The organism is Maribacter sp. MS6 (assembly GCF_056839185.1).
Genome location: NZ_CM166389.1, coordinates 652,799 through 673,910, shown reverse-complemented (window position 1 = coordinate 673,910; position 21,112 = coordinate 652,799). Strand labels below are relative to the sequence as shown.

The window sequence follows — 21,112 nt, the reverse complement described above, 5'->3', positions numbered from 1 at the left end:
ATTTGCACCCCCGAACGGGCTATGTGACGTAGTTTTTGTGAGCGGGAAGTTCTTTAGGAGTGTTGATGTTATATGGTTGTTTTCCTGGCCTTCGAAAAAAAATATTTTTTTTTCGAAAAAGCTTGCCGGGAATAAAAACAGTTGTATATTTGCAGCCGCTTAGGCAAATAGTCTAGGTAAAGAGAAGTCCTCTTCGGGGGAATTTAGGAGTTCATTGAAATATTGTGGAGAAGATAAGATTGGTGAAACGGGGCGACCCGGAGTAGTTGGTTTTTGGTAGAGAACAAAGAATCAAAGAATACAGGACGCGAGTCCTGATAGAATTAGATCGAGAGAATCGGGGCCGGGGACGGACATCGGACTTGTTGGGACGAATATTTACAGAACAACGATGAAGAGTTTGATCCTGGCTCAGGATGAACGCTAGCGGCAGGCCTAACACATGCAAGTCGAGGGGTAACATGGTAGCTTGCTACCGATGACGACCGGCGCACGGGTGCGCACCGCGTATGGAACCTGCCTTTTACAGGGGAATAGCCTTTGGAAACGAAGATTAATGCCCCATAGTACCGTTTTGCAGCATTGCTTTACGGTTAAAGCCTTCGGGCGGTAGAAGATGGCCATGCGTCCCATTAGCTAGTTGGTAAGGTAACGGCTTACCAAGGCTACGATGGGTAGGGGCCCTGAGAGGGGGATCCCCCACACTGGTACTGAGACACGGACCAGACTCCTACGGGAGGCAGCAGTGAGGAATATTGGACAATGGAGGAGACTCTGATCCAGCCATGCCGCGTGCAGGAAGAATGCCCTATGGGTAGTAAACTGCTTTTATACGGGAAGAAAAAGAGCTACGTGTAGCTTACTGACGGTACCGTAAGAATAAGGACCGGCTAACTCCGTGCCAGCAGCCGCGGTAATACGGAGGGTCCGAGCGTTATCCGGAATTATTGGGTTTAAAGGGTCCGTAGGCGGGCGATTAAGTCAGTGGTGAAAGTCTGCAGCTCAACTGTAGAATTGCCTTTGATACTGGTCGTCTTGAGTTATAGTGAAGTTGCCGGAATATGTAGTGTAGCGGTGAAATGCATAGATATTACATAGAACACCGATTGCGAAGGCAGGTGACTAACTATATACTGACGCTGATGGACGAAAGCGTGGGGAGCGAACAGGATTAGATACCCTGGTAGTCCACGCCGTAAACGATGGATACTAGCTGTCCGGTACCTTGAGTACTGGGCGGCCAAGCGAAAGTGATAAGTATCCCACCTGGGGAGTACGTTCGCAAGAATGAAACTCAAAGGAATTGACGGGGGCCCGCACAAGCGGTGGAGCATGTGGTTTAATTCGATGATACGCGAGGAACCTTACCAGGGCTTAAATGCATATTGACAGGGGTAGAGATACCTTTTCCTTCGGGCAATTTGCAAGGTGCTGCATGGTTGTCGTCAGCTCGTGCCGTGAGGTGTCAGGTTAAGTCCTATAACGAGCGCAACCCCTACCGTTAGTTGCCAGCATGTCATGATGGGGACTCTAACGGGACTGCCGGTGCAAACCGTGAGGAAGGTGGGGATGACGTCAAATCATCACGGCCCTTACGTCCTGGGCCACACACGTGCTACAATGGCAGGTACAGAGAGCAGCCACGTCGCAAGGCGGAGCGAATCTATAAAACCTGTCACAGTTCGGATCGGGGTCTGCAACTCGACCCCGTGAAGCTGGAATCGCTAGTAATCGGATATCAGCCATGATCCGGTGAATACGTTCCCGGGCCTTGTACACACCGCCCGTCAAGCCATGGAAGCCGGGAGTGCCTGAAGTCCGTCACCGTAAGGAGCGGCCTAGGGCAAGATCGGTAACTAGGGCTAAGTCGTAACAAGGTAGCCGTACCGGAAGGTGCGGCTGGAACACCTCCTTTCTAGAGATTGTCCGCCCAGCGGACAGTCCCTGACATATTCGGAAATAAGTTTCCGGTCCCGTTTTTTCGGTTTATTATTCGGCTTTGATTATTATTGATGTTCACGTAAGGCTCCACAATTATGATATATAGGATACCGGGTTCCCGCAAGGGAAAATGGTAATTGAAGTCCCATAGCTCAGCTGGTTAGAGCGCTACACTGATAATGTAGAGGTCGGCAGTTCGAGTCTGCCTGGGACTACTAATGGCCCCAAGGGTTTTTAAAAGAATCCGGGCCACGTTCATTGAGATTGAAATACTGAATAGGAAATTCTAGAAGTTGAGTGGTAGTTGCAGTAACTACTGACTACTGATTGCTAACTACTAGTAATTGGGGGATTAGCTCAGCTGGCTAGAGCGCCTGCCTTGCACGCAGGAGGTCATCGGTTCGACTCCGATATTCTCCACCAGGCGGTGCCTAGGGATAATTTAGGTTATTTTCTAGCGTATCAAGGTCGACACGACATATTAAATTGTCCGTGGCGGCTCGCCACACGTTCATTGACATATTGGAACAGGATATATAGCATTAGTGCTGTATATACCTAAAAAGAAAGAAACACGAATCTTAGTCGTATGCCTTCTGGCATGCGATGATAGTAAAGAGTACGAATATATAATAAGTAAGCAATAAGAAGGTTTGGCGACAAGCTGGAAAAGGGCGTATGGGGAATGCCTAGGCTCTCAGAGGCGAAGAAGGACGTGATAAGCTGCGAAAAGCTACGGGGATCGGCACACACGATATGATCCGTAGATATCCGAATGGGGCAACCCACTATGTTGAAGACATGGTACCCGCCGTAAGGCGGGGGCAAACCCGGGGAACTGAAACATCTAAGTACCCGGAGGAGGAGAAAACAAAAGTGATTCCGATAGTAGCGGCGAGCGAAATCGGATTAGTCCAAACCGTTGTTGTTTCGGCAATAACGGGGTTGTAGGACCGCGACGTTCGAACAGTGATGAACTAGAACAAGTTGGAAAGCTTGGCCATAGACGGTGATAGCCCGGTATAGGTAAAGAGCTGCAAGATAGCGGTATCCTGAGTAGTGCGGGGCACGTGAAACCCTGTATGAATCCGGCGGGACCATCCGCCAAGACTAAATACTCCTGAGAGACCGATAGTGAACCAGTACCGTGAGGGAAAGGTGAAAAGAACCGTGAATAACGGAGTGAAATAGATCCTGAAACCATACGCTTACAAGCGGTCGGAGCCCATATGGGTGACGGCGTGCCTTTTGCATAATGAGCCTACGAGTTACTTTTACTGGCAAGGTTAAGTTCTTCAGGAACGGAGCCGTAGCGAAAGCGAGTCTTAATAGGGCGCCATAGTCAGTAGTAGTAGACGCGAAACCGTGCGATCTACCCATGGGCAGGTTGAAGCTGTGGTAACACATAGTGGAGGACCGAACCCGTTGACGTTGAAAAGTCTTGGGATGACCTGTGGGTAGGGGTGAAAGGCCAATCAAGCTCGGAAATAGCTCGTACTCCCCGAAATGCATTTAGGTGCAGCGTGTAGATAGTTTTATAGAGGTAGAGCTACTGATTGGATGCGGGGGCTTCACCGCCTACCAATTCCTGACAAACTCCGAATGCTATAAAACGTTTCTGCGCAGTGAGGGCATGGGTGCTAAGGTCCATGTCCGAGAGGGAAAGAACCCAGATCACCGGCTAAGGTCCCAAAGTATATACTAAGTTGATATAACGCGGTGGAACTGCATTGACAGCCAGGATGTTGGCTTGGAAGCAGCCATTCATTTAAAGAGTGCGTAACAGCTCACTGGTCGAGCGGTTCCGCATGGATAATAATCGGGCATAAGTATATCACCGAAGCCGTGACTTCTATTTATAGAGGGGTAGGGGAGCATTGTAGTGCCGTTGAAGGTGTACCTGCGAGGGATGCTGGAGGAGCTACAAACGAAAATGTAGGCATAAGTAACGATAATGCGGGCGAGAAACCCGCACGCCGAAAGACCAAGGTTTCCCCAGCTATGCTAATCAGCTGGGGGTCAGTCGGGACCTAACGCGAACCCGAAAGGGGTAGTGGATGGACAACAGATTAATATTTCTGTACCTGCTCACGCTAAAAGTGACGGAGGCGAGGAGTTGGTGCGTACAGACGGAATTGTACGTTGAAGGGAGCGGTAACGCCCCGATAGTACACCGAGGCTACGGCCAAGGTGATAATCCAGCATATCGACTTCCAAGAAAAGCGAGTGAAGCAGCCCGTACCGTAAACCGACACAGGTGGTTGGGATGAGTATTCTAAGGCGCTCGAGAGATTCATGGCTAAGGAACTAGGCAAAATAGACCCGTAACTTCGGGAGAAGGGTCGCCCCCCTTTGGGGGGGCCGCAGTGAAGAGGTCCAGGCGACTGTTTATCAAAAACACAGGGCTCTGCAAAATCGAAAGATGAAGTATAGGGCCTGACACCTGCCCGGTGCTGGAAGGTTAAGAGGAGATGTCATGGTTTCGGCCAGAAGCATTGAATTGAAGCCCCAGTAAACGGCGGCCGTAACTATAACGGTCCTAAGGTAGCGAAATTCCTTGTCGGGTAAGTTCCGACCTGCACGAATGGTGCAACGATCTGGACACTGTCTCGGCCATGAGCTCGGTGAAATTGTAGTATCGGTGAAGATGCCGGTTACCCGCAGTGGGACGAAAAGACCCCGTGCACCTTTACTATAGCTTCGTATTGACCTTGGTCAAGCAATGTGTAGGATAGCTGGGAGACTTTGAAGCTGCATCGCCAGGTGTGGTGGAGTCATTGTTGAAATACCAGCCTTTGCTTGTCCGGGGCCTAACCCTCAACGAGGGAACAGTGCGTGGTGGGTAGTTTGACTGGGGTGGTCGCCTCCAAAAGAGTAACGGAGGCTTCTAAAGGTGCCCTCAATACGGTTGGCAATCGTGTGTAGAGTGCAATGGCACAAGGGCGCTTGACTGAGAGACATACAGGTCGACCAGGTTGGAAACAAGAGCATAGTGATCCGGTGGTTCCGCATGGAAGGGCCATCGCTCAAAGGATAAAAGGTACGCCGGGGATAACAGGCTGATCTCCCCCAAGAGCTCATATCGACGGGGGGGTTTGGCACCTCGATGTCGGCTCGTCACATCCTGGGGCTGGAGAAGGTCCCAAGGGTTGGGCTGTTCGCCCATTAAAGTGGCACGCGAGCTGGGTTCAGAACGTCGTGAGACAGTTCGGTCTCTATCTACTGCGGGCGTTAGAAATCTGAGTGGAGCTGACCCTAGTACGAGAGGACCGGGTCGGACCGACCGCTGGTGCACCAGTTGTCCCGCCAGGGGCATCGCTGGGTAGCTATGTCGGGATCGGATAAGCGCTGAAAGCATATAAGCGCGAAACCGGCCACGAGATGAGATTTCTTTAAAGGGCCGTGGGAGATGACCACGTCGATAGGCTATAGGTAGAAGGGCAGTAATGTCCGCAGCCGAGTAGTACTAATTGCCCGTCAGGCTTGCGCACGCGCATCCCCCGTCCCAGGACGGGGGTGCAACTTTTTTCATTACCTTATATATACGTCTTTCTACAAGAACGATACATCGTTACTTTCTTTTTGGGTACCTGTTCCATTATTATGTCATTTTTGCGGGCACTTTGCCGGCAAAAATTAAAATATCCAAGTTTTTAGGTGGCCATGGCGACGGGGCCCACCCCTTACCATTCCGAACAGGGAAGTTAAGACCGTTTGCGCCGATGGTACTGCTATACCAAGTGGGAGAGTAGGTAGCCGCCTTTTTTTCGAAAGCCCCCTTACAGTTATGTAAGGGGGCTTTTTTGTGCGAAATTATCAAGGATTCGAAGAAAGGACTGAACTAATCAGAGTATTACATTTAAGAAGAGTTTGACAAGCTATGATAGAATATTCTAAATTGCCTAAAGAGGAAAAATATAATGTCATTTCTCATGGATTTGGAGCATTATTTGGATTGGTTGGTTTAGTAGTTTTACTAGTAGCGAATACCCATAAAACTAGTATTGCAGTTTTTGGGATTTTAGTTTATAGTTTTTCAATGATAGGTTTGTTTACGGCTTCTGCAGTGTATCATGCAGTTTCAAGAAGTCCTTTAAAGGAACGACTGCGGATTTTAGATCATATCAGTATTTATTTTTTGATAGCCGGAACCTATAGTCCTGTGACTTTAATTCTGTTATCCGCTACCAGTGGTTGGATATTGTTCTCAATAGTGTGGGGGATAGCTGTTGTTGGGACCATCCTAAAACTATTTTTTACAGGAAGATTTGAGTTTGTTTCTTTGGGTTTATATGCGCTAATGGGTTGGTTGATTATTTTTGATATGGATAACCTCAAAGCTGTTACCTCTGATGATGGGATACAACTTTTATTCATTGGGGGCGTGTTGTACACGGTAGGTATCCTGTTTTACGCTGTGAGAAAAATACCTTATAACCATTTCATTTGGCATTTGTTTGTACTAGCAGGTGCTTTTTGCCATTGGTTGTTTATTTTTATACATGTTATTTAAATAGTCCCTATTTGATGTGTAATTCTTTTTCAGGAAAAAAACGTTTTGGATTTTTTCACATTACTTTCTTAGTAATACTTAGCTGTATAGTGTCTTGCTCCCCGTCATATAACGAAACTTCAGTATCGATGGATGATTACGAGATTGAAACAGGTTTTGATTTGGAAGTAGTAGCTGCGGAGCCCCTTTTGAGAGCACCCGTGGCGATGTCATTTGATGATACTGGTAGAATTTGGGTAGTAGAGATGCCAGGATATATGTCCAATATGGAAGGATTTGGCGAAGAAGAACCAAATGGCAGTATTAAAATTTTACAGGATTTAGATAAGAATGGTGTTATGGATAACGCTAAAATATTCTTAGATAGCCTCGTATTACCCAGGGCTATATCCCATGTTTACGGAGGATTACTATATGCAGAACCCCCTTATCTATATTTTACGGAAATAGAGAATGATAAACCGGTGAATCGGGTTGTTGTGGATTCGCTTTACGCAGCCGATGGGAATCCGGAGCATCAACCGAACGGGTTAATTATGAATATTGATAATTGGATTTACAGCGCTAAATCCAATTTTAGGTATCGTAGATTAAATGGGGTATGGCTTAAGGAGCCGACAACCTTTAGGGGCCAGTGGGGAATATCAAATGATAATTTCGGTAGGCTCTATTATAATAATAATGCCACGCAGTTAATAGCCGATTATGTACTTCCTAATCGTATGATTAGAAATGATTATGTTCATCCTACGTCCGCGGTAAATCAGATTATAACTGAGGATCAGCGCGTATATCCCTTGCAGGCTACTTTGGTAAACAGAGGATATGTAAACGGGGTTTTGAATTCAGATAGCTTATTAGTGAACGTTACCGCTGCTTGTAGTCCTTTTGTATACAGGGGAGGCGCATTTCCATTGGAGTACCACCAAAACGTCTTTGTATGTATTCCGGAAGCAAACCTTATTAAACGAAATTTACTAAGCTTCCATGGCGACAGTATCTCTGCCAAACAGGCTTGGGAAGGTAAAGAATTCTTGGCTTCATTGGACCGGGCTTTTCGCCCGGTTAGTTTAGCCGATGGCCCAGATGGCAGTATGTACATAGTTGATATGCATAAAGGTGTTATTCAACATCGTGCGTATGCAAGTCCATATTATAAAAAAAAGGCTAGAGCTTCACAAATAGATACTGTGCTAAATTATGGTAGAATTTTAAAAGTTAGCCCTGGTCATGCTAAAGATAGTTCCATTAAAAATCAGCTACATGAAGCACAGCTTTTAAACTCCTTGAATGATCACAATGGTTGGATTCGCGATCGGGCCCAACAGAAGCTTATTATGACGAAGGATGTTGATGTCATACCTTCACTTGTCTCGGTACTTCTTGATGAGGAGAAGCCATTGGCTCAGTTACATGCACTTTATGTATTGGAAGGCTTAGGTGAACTTAGTTTTGAAATGTTGGAAAAGGCAGCACATAGCCGAAACTCTCAATTGGTTGCTCATGTATTGGTTCAATTAGAACAATTTATAAGCGTTGAGCACAGACTTAAAGCACTAACACTCTTTAAAAGTCTAATGCGTAGAAATGATACCTTGATAGATTTGTATCTAGGGAGTACATTGGGTAAATGGGCTCAACTTTCTGAGGAATACTTTTTTACGTTGATAATACAATTATTAAAAACCGGTGCTAACAACTCTATCTTAAACGAAGCCATTTTAAGTGGTCTGTCCGATAGAGAGGAAGCGTTCCTTTCGTTTTTAAAAAATAGGGAAGTACAAACGGATTTACTTCAGAAAGAGTTGGAATATGTTATTATAAATAGGGTAGCGAATAAAAAGAATCCGATATTTACAAGCTTTACTTTGGCCGAGGATAATCGTACAAAAGGAGCTAAATTATTTCGGCAGATTTGTGCTGCCTGCCATGGGATTGACGGTAAAGGAATCAACGGGTTAGCGCCGCCATTGGAATATTCGGAATATGTTTCCGAACCTGTGGAGCGTTTAGCTTTAATACTGTTACATGGTGTAACTGGTCCTATCCATGTAAATGGGGAGCTATATGAATTAAATCAATCCATGCCTGGTTTAATAGCAAATGATGCGTTAACCGATAAGGATATAGCCGATATTATATCCTATGTTACCAACGCATTTGCAAAGCATCCAAAATGGCTAACCCCAGAAAGAATTAAGGAGCTGAGAACTGTGAAATCAAAAAGTGGCGGAGAATTTACAGAAAAGGAACTGTTGGAACTGTATAAGTAGGTTTTGATAATTTAGTTATGCCGTTACCTTTGCAGGCTTTCACTAGCGGGGGATTCTTGTCTACTTCTTGAACATAAATCGTTTGTTGCTTTGCGTGGCAGTCAAAACTACCGCCAGTCATTTGGCTAAAAATTTTTCCTTAGAAAGATTACAAAAGAAACGTATTTGAAAAAACAATAAAAGAAATTGAAAGAATACTAAATCACAAGTGAACTGGAAGATATAGTTATAAAAACCACCTTATACTTTTACTATTTAAGATGAATTTAAAATAGCTTATTGAGCGTAATTTGGGCAGGTTACAGAAAATTACATGAATTATTTTTATGATAGGGAGTTGCCAGAATGGGAAATTCCGAACTTAAGCGCCAAATAGTATATGATTATTGCGGCACATGAGATGGCAAAAGCGAACAAAAGAGACCTAAATAATGAAAACTCACTACCGATTAAAAATTTAATATATGCTCTTTCTGGAGGAACAGGCGTTCTTGGAGGTCCTAAAGCCAACCAGTTAGTGGAGAAGAGCTACCGTAATCCTGCTAGGCAGGACACTCGATAAATTAGCAGCCAAGTAAGGCATTTCTAGCCTACTCGATGGCAAAGGCAGGAATTGATATTTTCACTAAATGGATGGCTCAAGAACTGGCATCCAAACATCTACATAAAACTAGGATGAACGCGATTGCTCCTGGCTTTTTTATCGGTATCCAAAATCGTAAATTATTAACCAACGAAGATGGTTCTTTTACCCCAGAGCGAACCGCATTCTAAAGAGCACGCCTCATGGTCGATTTGGTGATATTTCAGAACTTAATGGAACAGTTCATTATTTGTTGAGCGATTCCTCCGGTTTTGTAACCGGAAGTATTTTTGATGTCGATGGTGGTTTTAATTTATTTTCAGGCGTATAGACTATGGAGTATTTAAAAAAACGTTTAGATGGTTCGGTTCTTCTTTCGGGGTGTCTTTAGATGAAATCAACAAATCGGTGCAAGTGGTATTGCAGCAGCCTGACAAAAAATTCCTTTAGGGGCAGTCTCGCCGGTAGAAACTATTGCTTCACTTAAATCAGAAATTGAATCTTACGGACTAGAATGGTCTGTGGTAGAAAGTGTAAATATTAATACTGCTATAAAGTATGGGCTTCCTGAAAAAGATGAATATATCGCAAACTATATTCAAACCTTAAAGAATCTAGCTGAAAATAGGATATACGTCGTCTGCTATAATTTTATGCAGTTAATTGATTGGACTCGAACCGATTTGGATTATGTCTTACCTTCTGGAGGGTCGGCATTGTACTATAGTCCTGTTGCCGGTGCCGCGTTTTATCTTTTTATTTTAAAGCGCCAAAATACTAAACAAACTCTTGACCAAACTATTTATGAGGAAGCAAATACCTATTTTTAAGGATTGAGCGATTCCGGTAGAAAAAGATTAGAGGAATCCATTTTAGCTGGAATGCCAGGTTCCCGAAAATTGATTGACTTAGACCAATTCAATAAGAATCATGCAACGGTATTGGGTATTAGTAAGAAAGAACTCCAACAGAATCTATCTTATTTTTTGAATGCCATTATTCCCGAGGCAGAAAAAATAAGGATAAAACTGGCCATTCATCCAGATGATCCACCATTTTCCGTTTTTGGCGTCCCAAGAATTGTTTCTAATTACGAAGAACTTAAATTTTTACTGGAATGTTGTCCCCCGTCCAGTAACGGTCTTACGTTTTGTTCAGGTTCATTAGGTGCATCTGCAAATAATGATTCGGTGCGAATTATTAAAGATTTTGGGGCTAAAATCCATTTTATCCATCTAAGAAATGTAATCAGGGAGACAAATGGCGCTTTTTACGAAGCAGACCATTTAAATGGTCTGGTACCAATAGATAAGGTAATGAGGGCTGTTGTGAATGAACAGTTGAGAAGAAATAGGAAGAGTTCTGGGATAGTCTCTATACCCATGCGTCCCGATCACGGTCATGTGTTATTAGACGATAAAAAGCGACAAAACGACTTTTATTCCGGGTATTCCCTTATAGGCAGAGCAATGGGTCTTGCGTAGTTATCGGGATAGGAAATGGGCATAAGGGAATCTTTGGACTTACAAAAGTAATCGGTTGTTTCGATTTAAAACGAAGTATAATCAAAGGTGTCCGGATTGTGCTTTAAAAAAAATCGTATTTTAATTTCGTAAGATGTCCTCGTATTCGGTAAAAAAATCTTCGAGTAATGACATTTTTTCATAAAAGAAAACCATAGTTTCTTGCCACTTGTTTTTATTATGGATGGAAACTCCTTCTTTTTTTACATGAATCCTTGAGATTTCTTTACCGTTTTCCAATACACAATCATCCTCAAATATTGCCTCGGGCAGGTAGTCCTCTAGCAGGATTGATTTTAATGAAATTAACTTTTCCCAATATTTAATTCGTTGCTCTAAATCCCCTTCTACGTCTAGAGAGACTACTGCCTTTTTTAGGTCAAAATGAAATTTTAAACTGATCTCCTTTATTCCAGTTTTATATAAAAGCCATTTTCTGGGAAACGATTTACCAAAGGCTATCCAGAATTCTTCACGTAATTTTCTTGATTCCTCTTTACTGAACATTTTACAAAAAATAAGCAATTACAATTCCCAAAATAATAACAACCAATTTTCTGAGATTAAATTTGTGTCCTTCCGAACTTTCAAAAAGAATAACGGTAGAAATATGAAGAAACACACCAATAACAAGGGCGTTCAATGGCATGGCGTACTGGGTAATTGCCGGAACATTTGCCGCTAAAAAGGTACCAATTGGCGTCATTGCCGAAAAGAGTAGGATAAAGAGCACTGCGTTCGTCAGTTTTAGTTTAGAACCTAATAAAAAGATACTCAGAATTATGGCGATAGGGATTTTATGGATAAGAATCCCGTAGATGATGGTGTGGTTACTATGAATTGGTAGACCTTCTAATAGGGAATGAAGCGAAAGGCTAGCGAATAATAGCCAAGGGAAATCAGTACTTTGATCTGATAGATGTACATGCCCATGCTCTGCACCTTTAGAAAAAAATTCTAGGAAAATCTGTAGTAAAATTCCACCCATAATAAATATTCCCATTGTTTTTCCAGAATATTCTTGGTACACCTGTGGCAGCAATTCAAATATCGTAAGAGCTAATAAAAAGGCACCACTAAAGGCCAGCAGCAGTTTAAAATGCTCCTTTTTCTTAGGTTTGGTAATGTAAACAAAAGCAAAACTTAAAAGTACCCCAAGAATTGGGAGAATATAATTCATGTATGTGTTGGTTAGGCTTTTATAATCGAAGTGGTCAACTAGCTACTTCCGCATCAAAATTAGCGTATTTTTGCGGTATGCTAAAAATAGTATATGGGGAATAATTTTAAAATGGTGGCCAAAACACTTTTTGGCTTTGAAGAAATACTAGCAAAAGAACTACGAAACCTTGGTGCAAGTAATGTTGTAGAAGGTACCAGGAATGTTTCTTTTGAAGGGGATACCGGTTTTATGTACAAAGCAAATCTGTGTTTAAGAACTGCAATTAAGATTATAAAGCCCATTAACTCTTTTCAGGTCCGGGACGAAAAAGACTTATATCGAAAGATTTATCAGATGGATTGGACAGAATACCTGTCTCTTGAAGACACCTTTGCCATCGATTCTACGGTTAATTCGGAGCAGTTTACCCATTCGTTGTACGTATCCCAGAAGACAAAGGACGCTATTGCGGACAAGTTTAGGGATACAGATGGTCATCGACCCAGTGTAGATGTAAAGCATCCAGATTTAAGGATCAACATCCATATTCACAATACTTCCTGTAATGTTTCTTTGGACAGTTCGGGTAGCTCCCTGCATCATAGAGGATATCGCATATCTACCAATATTGCACCAATCAACGAGGTATTGGCCTCTGGCTTATTATTGCTAAGTGGTTGGGACGGTCAATGTGATTTTCTAGACCCAATGTGCGGGAGTGGTACAATGCTAACGGAGGCTGCCATGATTGCCTGTAATATCCCAGCAAATATCAATAGAAATGGTTTTGCATTTGAAAAGTGGCCGGATTTTGATGCCGAACTTTATGAGAAAATCGTAGATTCCAGTCTAAAGAAAACACGCGAGTTTCATCATAAAATTACAGGTTTTGATAAGGCACCGTCCGCAATACGAAAAGCAGAAGAGAATATTGGAAACGCAAACTTAGCTGATTATATCACTGTTGAAAGAGCCGATTTTTTCAAAACGGAAAAGCAAACGGAAGGTATGCTGCATATGTGTTTTAATCCGCCATACGGAGAAAGGTTAGACCGCTCCGACTTGGATTCCGATTTTGATGTGGAAGAATTCTATTCTGATATTGGTGATACTTTAAAACAGGGTTATCCAGGAACCAATGCTTGGTTCATTACCTCTAATTTACAGGCATTGAAGTTTGTAGGTCTTAGACCTTCAAGAAAAATAAAGGTATTTAATAGTCAATTGGAATCTAGATTGGTGCAATATGTAATGTACGAAGGAAGTAAAAAGGCGAAATACAATAAGGAAACCTAATCATGAAGTTAGAACACAAGGCTTTGCTCTTTAATTTTCTGGGATTCGCAGTCTTATTTTTGATTGCAAGATTTGGTATAGGTCTTTTTATAGAGGTTCCACGGTTATATTTGGCTATTGGTTCGGCAATATTCGCCACTGTGTTTGCTCCGAAATTTGCTGTAGTCCGAGACGCCGGTAATGAAAAGTTGATGATGAAATCTATTTTTATGAAATCACCGAAGGAACTTTAGTCGGTTATTCTGCTTCCTCACCCGTTATTTTCTTGACTTTGTTCTTTTTTTTATAAAGCGGAAGGAAGTAGGAAATAGAATAGTTGTACCCTACTCCGAATTTGCTATCCCAAGTTACCTTGTTGAAACCGGGAACGTATAAGATGGGAAATCGCCCTTCGTTCGCATCCGTAAATAGGAAGCCTAACCGAACACTTGCACCTAAATAGATATTTGGCAATAGTTCCACTTTAGTACCAAAAAGTGCCTCTATCCAAGATGCAGTACGCCCGCTAAATTCTTCCGGTGTTTCGGATGCCGTTGCGAAGCCCTCCGGGTTCCAATACCGGTTATTGTCAAATATCTGGTAGTTGTTTATCGTATTACTAAAGGTACTGAATCCAACGCGCGCCCCATAGAAAATAAGATTTTGCTCCCCATACCAATTGGCGTAGGTATTCCTATCCACACCAATTTTTAGATAACTACCTGTTGTATTGAACTCGTATAAATCTTCTTGTTGTGTTTTGTTCTCGTTGCCTAGTTCGGCAGCTAAAAACAGGTCTTGTGTAATTCTATAGTCCCCAACAAGTTCTAAACCCGTATAGTTTTCATCCAAAGAAGACATTACTAATCTACTCAGGTCTATCCCTACCCTTAAACCATAAGCTTGTTCGTAGACAACCGTATCCTTTGGTTGGGTATCTATTGGCTTGCTTTGTGCGGCCAAAGAAATTGTTCCCAGAAAAAAAGCTAGGCTAGTGGTATATTTTAACATGCGTAGAATCTGAGTTAATGATTTCCGAACGTATAATCTCGATTTCTTGAATCCAATTATTGGTATCTGTTTGTAACGCTCCTGATAGTTCTTCATAATTTACGATGAAACCACAAGCACGGGATTTAAAGTCTTCTAACCGAGCGTAATCGAAAGTAACGGTATCGATATTCCCAATTTCGGAGCCGTCATCATTATCAGCTGAATCCGATATTAATAAGAAGCTCGTATTATCCTCCGTAGTTTTAAGCGGCACTGTTATCACATTTAAATTGGTTCTATCTGCTACCGTATTTACCGTGATAGTCTGTCCTTCGCCTACGACTCTTAATGCGGTTACATTTTTAAGGGTTTCCCTATTGTCGACATCAAAGAACTCTACAACCATTAATGGTGTGGTTCCTTCGACGCAGATGTCATCCTTTTCGCAAGAAGCAATGGTAATGAAGATGCTGAGCAGTAAAATACTATATCCGAAATTTTTCATGTATTTAAAATCTGGCCGATTACTTGTTTCTTGATTTTTTAAATCGGGTTTCTGTTGTAACCATTGTTTTTACATGGTGATTTATCATATGCCAAAGTAGAGCTACTTCTTTTCTAAAAGTACAACATTTTCAACATGATGGGTTTGAGGAAACATATCTACCGGCTGTACTTTAGTTACATAATATAGTTCTTTCATCAGTTCCAAATCTCTAGCTTGTGTAGCACTGTTGCAGCTCACATAAACTACTTTTTGCGGTGCAATGTTTAGTATTTGCTGCACAACGTCTTTATGCATGCCATCCCTTGGGGGGTCTGTAATAATAATATCGGGCACCCCGTGTTCCGAAATAAACTGCGTGTTAAAGACATTTTTCATATCTCCAACAAAGAAATCAACGTTTGTTATTTTATTGTTTTCTGCATTGGACTTGGCGTCCAGTATGGCTTCGGGAACCGATTCAATCCCGATTACTTTTTTAGCCTTTTTAGCTACAAATTGTGCAATCGTTCCCGTCCCTGTATAGAGATCATAAACTAATTCGTTCCCCGTAAGCCCTGCAAAATCTCGAGTTATTTTATAAAGTTCATAGGCTTGGTCCGAGTTCGTCTGATAAAAAGATTTTGCGTTGATTTTAAATTTGAGTCCCTCCATCTCCTCAAAAATGTGGTCACGGCCTGCATAGCAAACTATTTCTTGATCGTAAATGGTATCGTTCTGCTTTGGATTGATAACGTACAGTAATGACGTAATCTCTGGAAAGCTAGTTTTTATGTGTTCCATCAACAGTTCTCTTTTGGTCTCCTCATTTTCATAAAACTGCACCAACACCATAATTTCACCTATAGAAGAAGTACGTATCATTAGGGTTCTCAACATCCCATGCTGGTTCCGGGGATTAAAAAAAGTAATATTGTTTTTGGTTGCAAAGGCCTTGGTTTCCAACCTAATGGCGTTGGAAGGGTCTGCCTGAAGATGACATTTATTGATATCCAAAATCTTATCCCACATACCCGGAATATGGAACCCTAACGCATTTTTATCTGTTATTTGCGTATCAGATTGGATTTCTTCCAAGGTCAACCACCGACTGTCCGAAAAAGAAAACTCCATTTTATTCCTATAGAAGTACTGTTTTTCGGAACCTTTTATAGGGGTAATTTCCGGCAATTCTAGATGTCCAATACGCTTAAGGTTGTTCGCTACTTCTTTTTGTTTGTAAAATAATTGATGCTCGTAGCCCATATCCTGCCATTTGCAACCGCCACAAACGCCAAAATGTTCACATACTGGTGTAGTCCGTTTATCGGATAAGGAATGGAAGTTTGTGGCAACACCTTCAAAATATGCTTTTCTTTTTTTGGTGGTCTGCACATCTACAACATCCCCTGGAACCGTATTCGTTAGGAAAATAACCCTGCCATCAGGTGCTTTTCCAATGGTTTTTCCTTTTGCCCCAGCATCAACCACTGCTACATTTTCAAAAACTTGTCGCTTGTTCTTTCTTCGCATGGCACAAAAATAGGAATTGCTTTGTTTTAATTGAGATAACTTTAAACAGAATAACAATTAATTAGTAAAAATGAACCTTTTATCATTTGCTTGGTCTATTAAATAGAACTATGATTGATCGCAGTAAGACAGTAGACGCTTTGTTGGTGTTGGAGTATCGTTCCGGTAATTCCAAAGCTTTAGAAACCTTGGTAAAGAAATATCATGTGAAGCTGTGTAAGCATGCCTTTTGGTTTACTCGTGATGTAAATAGCTCCCAAGATATTGTTCAGGATAGTTGGAGAAGTGTCATTGCTAACCTGAATGCCCTTAAAGAACCTGAACAGTTTGGAAGTTGGATTTTTAGAATTGTAACGAGAAAAGCACTGGACCATTTCAATAAGCAAAAAAAAGGTCAGCAAGAATTACAGAAGTATTGGGTTTTAGCTGATAAAGCTACGACCGATACATCAAAAGATGACAGAGTTCCTTTACTACAGCAGGCTATCTTAATATTACCAGTAAATCAACAAGTGGTTATTAGACTGTTTTATACCGAAGGATATTCATTGAACGAAATGAGCGAGATACTGGAAATTGCAGTAGGTACGGTAAAATCGCGCTTGTTTCATGGAAGGGAAAAATTAAAAACAATTTTAAAAGAACAATAAGATGAAAAAAGAGGAGGAAAAAATTGACGAGCTGATCAAGGAAGCGTTAAGCATTGAAGAAGCTGAATTTTACGATGCCTTAGGAGAACAATCGCTATTGGAAAAAGTCGGTAAGGTTTACCAAGGTAAAATGGGATGGTTGGCATCTGTAATGACAGCTATAAATATTGGTGTTTTTGTAATTTTCATTTTCTGTGTGATTCAGTTTGTACAGACTGATGCCTTAGTGTCGTTGATTAAATGGGCCAGTGGTGGTTTCATCTGTCTTATTGTGATGTGTATGTTGAAATTATATGTTTGGATGCAAATGGATAAAAATGACGTGTTAAGAGAACTCAAACGATTAGAACTAGAGGTGTCTGTGGTAGCACATCAACAGCAAAACAGAACCCAGTAGCCAATATATTTTAAAGCATTGAAATTTTTAGTAATTTAGCAACTCTACAGGATGATTTCTCTCCTACGCTGAATTTTCGAACACTACGAAAGAAAAAAGGTATAGAAGGAATTGCTAAAGTATTATTTAAAGTAATTTTTATCATGTCAGTTTTAGAAAACATCACTTCTGAGGATGCAATTGCATTGGAAGAAAAACACGGAGCTCACAATTATCATCCTTTACCAGTTGTACTAAGCAGGGGAGAAGGTGTTCATGTTTGGGACGTAGAAGGGAAAAAGTATTATGATTTTCTATCCGCGTATTCTGCGGTGAACCAAGGACATTGTCATCCAAAAATTGTGGATGCAATGGTGAATCAGGCAAAAACACTTGCACTGACCTCGCGCGCTTTTTATAACGATATGTTGGGGATGTATGAAAAGTATGCCACGGAGACCTTTCATTTTGATAAGCTTTTGCCTATGAACACGGGAGCCGAAGCTGTTGAGACCGCATTGAAAATTTGCCGAAAGTGGGCGTACGAAAAAAAGGGAATACCAGAAAACCGGGCGCAGATCGTGGTTTGTGAGAATAATTTTCATGGTAGGACCACCACAATTATCTCTTTTTCAAATGATCCAGTTGCTAGGAAGTATTTTGGTCCGTTTACAGAGGGATTCATAAAAATAGAATATGATAATCTTGAAGCGTTGGAACATACACTCGAAGAAAATAAGAACATCGCAGGATTCTTAGTAGAGCCCATACAAGGTGAGGCCGGAGTTTATGTGCCTTCTGAAGGTTACTTAAGCAAGGCAAAAGCCCTGTGTGAAAAGCATAATGTACTCTTTATAGCAGATGAGGTCCAAACCGGGATAGCTAGGACAGGCCGATTATTGGCTACTTGTGGCAACTGCTCCTGTTCGGACAAACATTGTAGCGGTACTCCCGAGACTAAGCCAGACATTTTAATATTGGGAAAAGCACTATCCGGTGGGGCTTATCCAGTTTCTGCCGTACTGGCAAATGATGAAATCATGGGCGTTATTAGACCAGGAAATCATGGCAGTACTTTTGGAGGGAATCCTATCGCTGCTGCAGTTGGTATGGCAGCTTTGGAGGTCGTGAAAGAGGAAGAACTAGCGGAGAATGCTTTTGAACTAGGTGAACTTTTTAGGGCGGAATTAGATGCTTTTATTCCCAATTGTGATTTGGTTTCCAGTGTTCGGGGTAAAGGTCTTTTAAACGCCATTCTTATAAACGATACGGAGGATAGCTCCACGGCTTGGGATATCTGTATGGCCTTGAAAGAAAATGGATTACTGGCAAAACCTACACACGGGAATATCATCCGTTTTGCACCGCCGTTGGTAATGACCAAGGAAGAGTTATTGGATTGTGTAGGTATTATCAAAACTACCTTAACGGAGTTTAAAAAGTAATACGTATTGGTTCAATAAAAAAAGTCCCGTTTCAATTTCTCGAAACGGGACTTTTTTAGTTTAAAACGAAGTGCTATTGAAAGCCGCCTTGTTGAGCTGCCGCATAAATAATGGCGCCAAGGGCACCAAAATAGACGATGCTCAAAATTAGTAGTACTCCGGCAATTGCCAATCCAATGTAAGAAAGTATCCTACCCGTTTTCACGTTTTCAATACCGCTGTAGCTGGTGCTATCCATTTGATAGAGTCTTTCCGCTTTTTTGGCATTGCTCAGCCCTATGAAACCGAAAATAGCTCCAAAGGGTCCGCAGCAGAATAGGGTCAGGACAATAGATAAAATTCCAAAGGTTAGGGCATTACTTGCACCGGGTAGCGATTGATTCATTTCTCTTTTATTCAGAAGGTAAACCTAGTTGCTCAAAAAGTTCTTGGTTTTGTTCCATATATCCTTCCCAACCTCCCATCGAGACAATAGAAAAAATACTCCAAGCTAGACTTACAATACCTAATACCAAGCCTATAATAGCTATAGTTTTTACTGTTTTTAAGGTACTGTAATTAGAATAGTCTTCAGGATTCTGTTGGTATAGTTTCGCATCTTTATTTACTAAAAATAGTGCAATTCCAGACATTAAGATGCCACCTATTCCCACGCTAAAACAGCAGCATAGAAAAGAAACAATACTTAGTATCATTGCAGTTGTAACATTCGGTAATTTTTGTTTTTCCATAATTTTGGTTGTTTAGTTAAATGAATTTTAGTATGTAGTTGGTGAGTATAAAGGCCACGGTACTTATCATTAATACATTGGTTATTTTACCGGCATATTTAATGGAAAGTACCTTGTCCATAATTAAGAATCCGAAAAGCAGTAGCATGGGATAAATAGCCGGATACATATCAAATGCAGCTCCAAACTCTCCTTTAAACAAAAAAAGGATAGCCCGTTGCATACCACATCCAGGGCAATCAAAGCCCCAAAGTTGCTTTGTAAAACAGGGCAACATAAAACTTTCTAATGTCAAAAGAAAAAAAATAAAGGCTACGCGCATGAAGCTGAACTATTCAGAAAGGAAAATTACTACTATTTTTGTGTAATCAAAATAAAATTATGGCTGTTTTTAATATTGGGGATACTGTAGAGGCCATAGACGATGTTATTCGTGGGGTAGTTTCAGAGGTAAACGGTACTGCTATAACCGTAGAGACAGAGGATGATTTTTCTATGGTGTTCGAAGCCAGGGAATTAGTGGTAATCACTGGGCAAATTACCGTTAGTAACTATGAAGTTGCTCAGGTTAAAAAGGAAAAGGAACTTCCCAAAAGGCGTAAATCTGCCATAACTAAGCCCAAAGAACGCAACCTTCCAAAAATGGAAGTAGATCTGCACATTAACCAACTGGTAGGGAATACGAAAGGCTTAGGAAATTATGAGATGCTGAACTTACAGTTAGATACTGCAAAAAGACAATTGGAATTTGCCATGTCCAAACGTATTCAAAAGGTAGTATTTATACATGGAATAGGAGAAGGTGTATTGAAAGAGGAATTACTATACCTTTTCAATAAATACGATAACGTAAAACACTATGATGCCGATTATCAAAAATATGGCCTAGGTGCAACAGAAGTGTACATATACCAGAACAGTTAGCATTAGGCTATAGTGCCGTAGTTACAGTTCCAAATAAGTCTATTTGAAGGTCTGTAATTCTTGATCCATCTTCCGTGATAAAAGAAATACCACTTAATTCTATGAGGTGGCTAAAGTTTTCCGAATCTTCCGTCGTTGTTGTGATAAAAATAGCTCCTTCGTTGGCTTCAATTTCTTCGGTGACAGATGGATTGACTGGAGGTATCACATCACAGAAATAGTCATTTGACACCTCATCGGTGAAAATACGGTAGGTCAATTTCGTAGTAGAAGAAATTTCACTTGTTATTACCCCATCCGAAATTTCATTTTTTAGGAGTCCGGCCGGTAGTTCTAAAATTAGAGCTTCAGATCCATTGATTTTAAATAGAAGATTTGATGCACTTGCAGAAACGGTGCCGCAGGTTTGTACTGTCGTAATAGTATCAAAATCTACCGCTTCAATAGCCAAATCTCCATCGTCACAGGAAATAAGGCAAATGAAAAGGATAAGACTAAACATTTTTTTCATAGTCCAAATTTACTGCAAATATGGGATATGCTAAGAGCGATTAAAAACCATTTACAAGTTATTTAACTTTATTTGAATTATTTTTGAAGACTAAGTGGGAATACTTACCTTAATTTGGTCAATTCTAGTTGTATAACGGTTGACAAGTAAAATTGTAATTCCTAGGAGAGTGATATTTCCTATAGATAAGTAACC

Annotated in this window: 20 protein-coding genes, 2 tRNA genes, 3 rRNA genes and 2 pseudogenes; 18 read left to right on the top strand and 9 right to left on the bottom strand. The window is 41.3% G+C overall.

Annotation, left to right across the window (positions count from 1 at the left end):
* Positions 1–388 precede the first annotated feature (388 nt).
* The 12 genes and pseudogenes from MS6x_RS03010 to uxuA all read left to right on the top strand — a co-directional run bounded on the left by MS6x_RS03010 (position 389) and on the right by uxuA (position 10,794).
* A 16S ribosomal RNA gene (locus tag MS6x_RS03010) occupies positions 389–1,915 on the top strand.
* Between the two features lie 167 nt (positions 1,916–2,082).
* Positions 2,083–2,156, top strand: a tRNA-Ile gene (locus tag MS6x_RS03005).
* 131 nt (positions 2,157–2,287) lie between these two features.
* Positions 2,288–2,364 (top strand) — tRNA-Ala (locus tag MS6x_RS03000).
* Positions 2,365–2,597: 233 nt separating this feature from the next.
* Positions 2,598–5,432: ribosomal RNA gene (locus tag MS6x_RS02995) — 23S ribosomal RNA — on the top strand.
* A 162-nt stretch (positions 5,433–5,594) separates the two neighbouring features.
* Positions 5,595–5,706 (top strand): 5S ribosomal RNA (gene rrf / locus MS6x_RS02990).
* The 16S, 23S and 5S rRNA genes sit together here with 2 tRNA genes alongside, the layout of an rRNA operon.
* A gap of 115 nt (positions 5,707–5,821) precedes the next feature.
* Complete coding sequence (gene trhA / locus MS6x_RS02985) at positions 5,822–6,454, top strand: PAQR family membrane homeostasis protein TrhA (protein ID WP_482605288.1); 633 nt, start codon at positions 5,822–5,824, stop codon at positions 6,452–6,454.
* A gap of 128 nt (positions 6,455–6,582) precedes the next feature.
* Positions 6,583–8,727, top strand: a complete 2,145-nt coding sequence (locus MS6x_RS02980) for a DUF7133 domain-containing protein (RefSeq protein ID WP_482605287.1) — start codon at positions 6,583–6,585, stop codon at positions 8,725–8,727.
* A gap of 301 nt (positions 8,728–9,028) precedes the next feature.
* Positions 9,029–9,103, top strand: a pseudogene (locus MS6x_RS02975) (hypothetical protein); the annotation flags it as partial.
* 3 nt (positions 9,104–9,106) lie between these two features.
* Positions 9,107–9,289, top strand: coding sequence for a hypothetical protein (locus tag MS6x_RS02970; RefSeq protein ID WP_482605286.1), 183 nt, complete (start codon positions 9,107–9,109; stop codon positions 9,287–9,289).
* 35 nt (positions 9,290–9,324) lie between these two features.
* On the top strand, positions 9,325–9,501 hold the full coding sequence (locus MS6x_RS02965; RefSeq protein WP_482605285.1) for a hypothetical protein: 177 nt from the start codon (positions 9,325–9,327) through the stop codon (positions 9,499–9,501).
* Positions 9,450–9,641 (top strand): SDR family oxidoreductase, encoded by a 192-nt coding sequence (locus MS6x_RS02960; RefSeq protein ID WP_482607135.1) that lies wholly within the window; start codon positions 9,450–9,452, stop codon positions 9,639–9,641. The genes MS6x_RS02965 and MS6x_RS02960 overlap by 52 nt, the downstream gene beginning before the upstream one ends.
* A gap of 109 nt (positions 9,642–9,750) precedes the next feature.
* Positions 9,751–10,794 (top strand): annotated as a pseudogene (uxuA, locus tag MS6x_RS02955) (mannonate dehydratase).
* A 120-nt stretch (positions 10,795–10,914) separates the two neighbouring features.
* Here the strand turns inward: uxuA and MS6x_RS02950 are convergent.
* Both MS6x_RS02950 and MS6x_RS02945 read right to left on the bottom strand, forming a co-directional pair.
* Positions 10,915–11,340 carry a DUF4268 domain-containing protein gene (locus tag MS6x_RS02950; protein ID WP_482605284.1) on the bottom strand — a complete coding sequence of 142 codons (426 nt, stop codon included), beginning with the start codon at positions 11,338–11,340 and terminating at the stop codon, positions 10,915–10,917.
* A 1-nt stretch (position 11,341) separates the two neighbouring features.
* A complete protein-coding gene (locus MS6x_RS02945; protein ID WP_482605283.1) occupies positions 11,342–12,013 on the bottom strand; it encodes a ZIP family metal transporter in 672 nt (223 codons plus the stop codon).
* Between the two features lie 93 nt (positions 12,014–12,106).
* Between MS6x_RS02945 and MS6x_RS02940 the strand changes: the two genes are divergently transcribed.
* Positions 12,107–13,291 carry a THUMP domain-containing class I SAM-dependent RNA methyltransferase gene (locus MS6x_RS02940; RefSeq protein WP_482605282.1) on the top strand — a complete coding sequence of 395 codons (1,185 nt, stop codon included), beginning with the start codon at positions 12,107–12,109 and terminating at the stop codon, positions 13,289–13,291.
* Positions 13,292–13,293: 2 nt separating this feature from the next.
* Positions 13,294–13,524 carry a hypothetical protein gene (locus MS6x_RS02935; protein ID WP_482605281.1) on the top strand — a complete coding sequence of 77 codons (231 nt, stop codon included), beginning with the start codon at positions 13,294–13,296 and terminating at the stop codon, positions 13,522–13,524.
* Positions 13,525–13,528: 4 nt separating this feature from the next.
* Here MS6x_RS02935 and MS6x_RS02930 read toward each other — a convergent pair whose 3' ends face one another.
* From MS6x_RS02930 to rlmD, 3 genes are all read right to left on the bottom strand, one after another.
* The gene (locus MS6x_RS02930) at positions 13,529–14,281 is read right to left on the bottom strand and encodes a DUF6048 family protein (RefSeq protein ID WP_482605280.1); all 753 of its coding nucleotides are present in this window, start codon (positions 14,279–14,281) and stop codon (positions 13,529–13,531) included.
* Positions 14,262–14,768 carry a DUF6452 family protein gene (locus MS6x_RS02925; protein WP_482605279.1) on the bottom strand — a complete coding sequence of 169 codons (507 nt, stop codon included), beginning with the start codon at positions 14,766–14,768 and terminating at the stop codon, positions 14,262–14,264. Before MS6x_RS02925 ends, MS6x_RS02930 begins: the two co-directional genes overlap by 20 nt.
* Before the next feature lie 102 nt (positions 14,769–14,870).
* Complete coding sequence (gene rlmD, locus MS6x_RS02920) at positions 14,871–16,280, bottom strand: 23S rRNA (uracil(1939)-C(5))-methyltransferase RlmD (protein ID WP_482605278.1); 1,410 nt, start codon at positions 16,278–16,280, stop codon at positions 14,871–14,873.
* 110 nt (positions 16,281–16,390) lie between these two features.
* On the opposite strand from rlmD, the gene MS6x_RS02915 reads away from it, so the two are divergent.
* The 3 genes from MS6x_RS02915 (at position 16,391) to rocD (ending at position 18,751) form a co-directional block, all read left to right on the top strand.
* Positions 16,391–16,930: an RNA polymerase sigma factor gene (locus tag MS6x_RS02915; protein ID WP_482605277.1), complete on the top strand. Its 540-nt coding sequence runs from the start codon at positions 16,391–16,393 to the stop codon at positions 16,928–16,930.
* Position 16,931: 1 nt separating this feature from the next.
* Positions 16,932–17,327, top strand: a complete 396-nt coding sequence (locus tag MS6x_RS02910; protein ID WP_482605276.1) for a DUF6768 family protein — start codon at positions 16,932–16,934, stop codon at positions 17,325–17,327.
* Between the two features lie 143 nt (positions 17,328–17,470).
* Positions 17,471–18,751, top strand: a complete 1,281-nt coding sequence (rocD, locus tag MS6x_RS02905) for an ornithine--oxo-acid transaminase (RefSeq protein WP_482605275.1) — start codon at positions 17,471–17,473, stop codon at positions 18,749–18,751.
* Between the two features lie 73 nt (positions 18,752–18,824).
* On the opposite strand, the gene MS6x_RS02900 is transcribed toward rocD, so the two are convergent.
* Genes MS6x_RS02900 through MS6x_RS02890 form a run of 3 tightly spaced genes read right to left on the bottom strand, consistent with a single transcriptional unit; the run spans position 18,825 to position 19,777 of the window.
* Positions 18,825–19,136, bottom strand: a complete 312-nt coding sequence (locus MS6x_RS02900; RefSeq protein WP_482605274.1) for a CCC motif membrane protein — start codon at positions 19,134–19,136, stop codon at positions 18,825–18,827.
* A gap of 7 nt (positions 19,137–19,143) precedes the next feature.
* On the bottom strand, positions 19,144–19,482 hold the full coding sequence (locus MS6x_RS02895; protein ID WP_482605273.1) for a CCC motif membrane protein: 339 nt from the start codon (positions 19,480–19,482) through the stop codon (positions 19,144–19,146).
* A gap of 16 nt (positions 19,483–19,498) precedes the next feature.
* The gene (locus tag MS6x_RS02890) at positions 19,499–19,777 is read right to left on the bottom strand and encodes a DUF2752 domain-containing protein (protein ID WP_482605272.1); all 279 of its coding nucleotides are present in this window, start codon (positions 19,775–19,777) and stop codon (positions 19,499–19,501) included.
* A gap of 86 nt (positions 19,778–19,863) precedes the next feature.
* Between MS6x_RS02890 and MS6x_RS02885 the strand changes: the two genes are divergently transcribed.
* Positions 19,864–20,406: a Smr/MutS family protein gene (locus MS6x_RS02885; RefSeq protein ID WP_482605271.1), complete on the top strand. Its 543-nt coding sequence runs from the start codon at positions 19,864–19,866 to the stop codon at positions 20,404–20,406.
* 7 nt (positions 20,407–20,413) lie between these two features.
* On the opposite strand, the gene MS6x_RS02880 is transcribed toward MS6x_RS02885, so the two are convergent.
* Positions 20,414–20,917, bottom strand: a complete 504-nt coding sequence (locus MS6x_RS02880) for a hypothetical protein (RefSeq protein ID WP_482605270.1) — start codon at positions 20,915–20,917, stop codon at positions 20,414–20,416.
* Positions 20,918–21,112 lie beyond the last annotated feature (195 nt).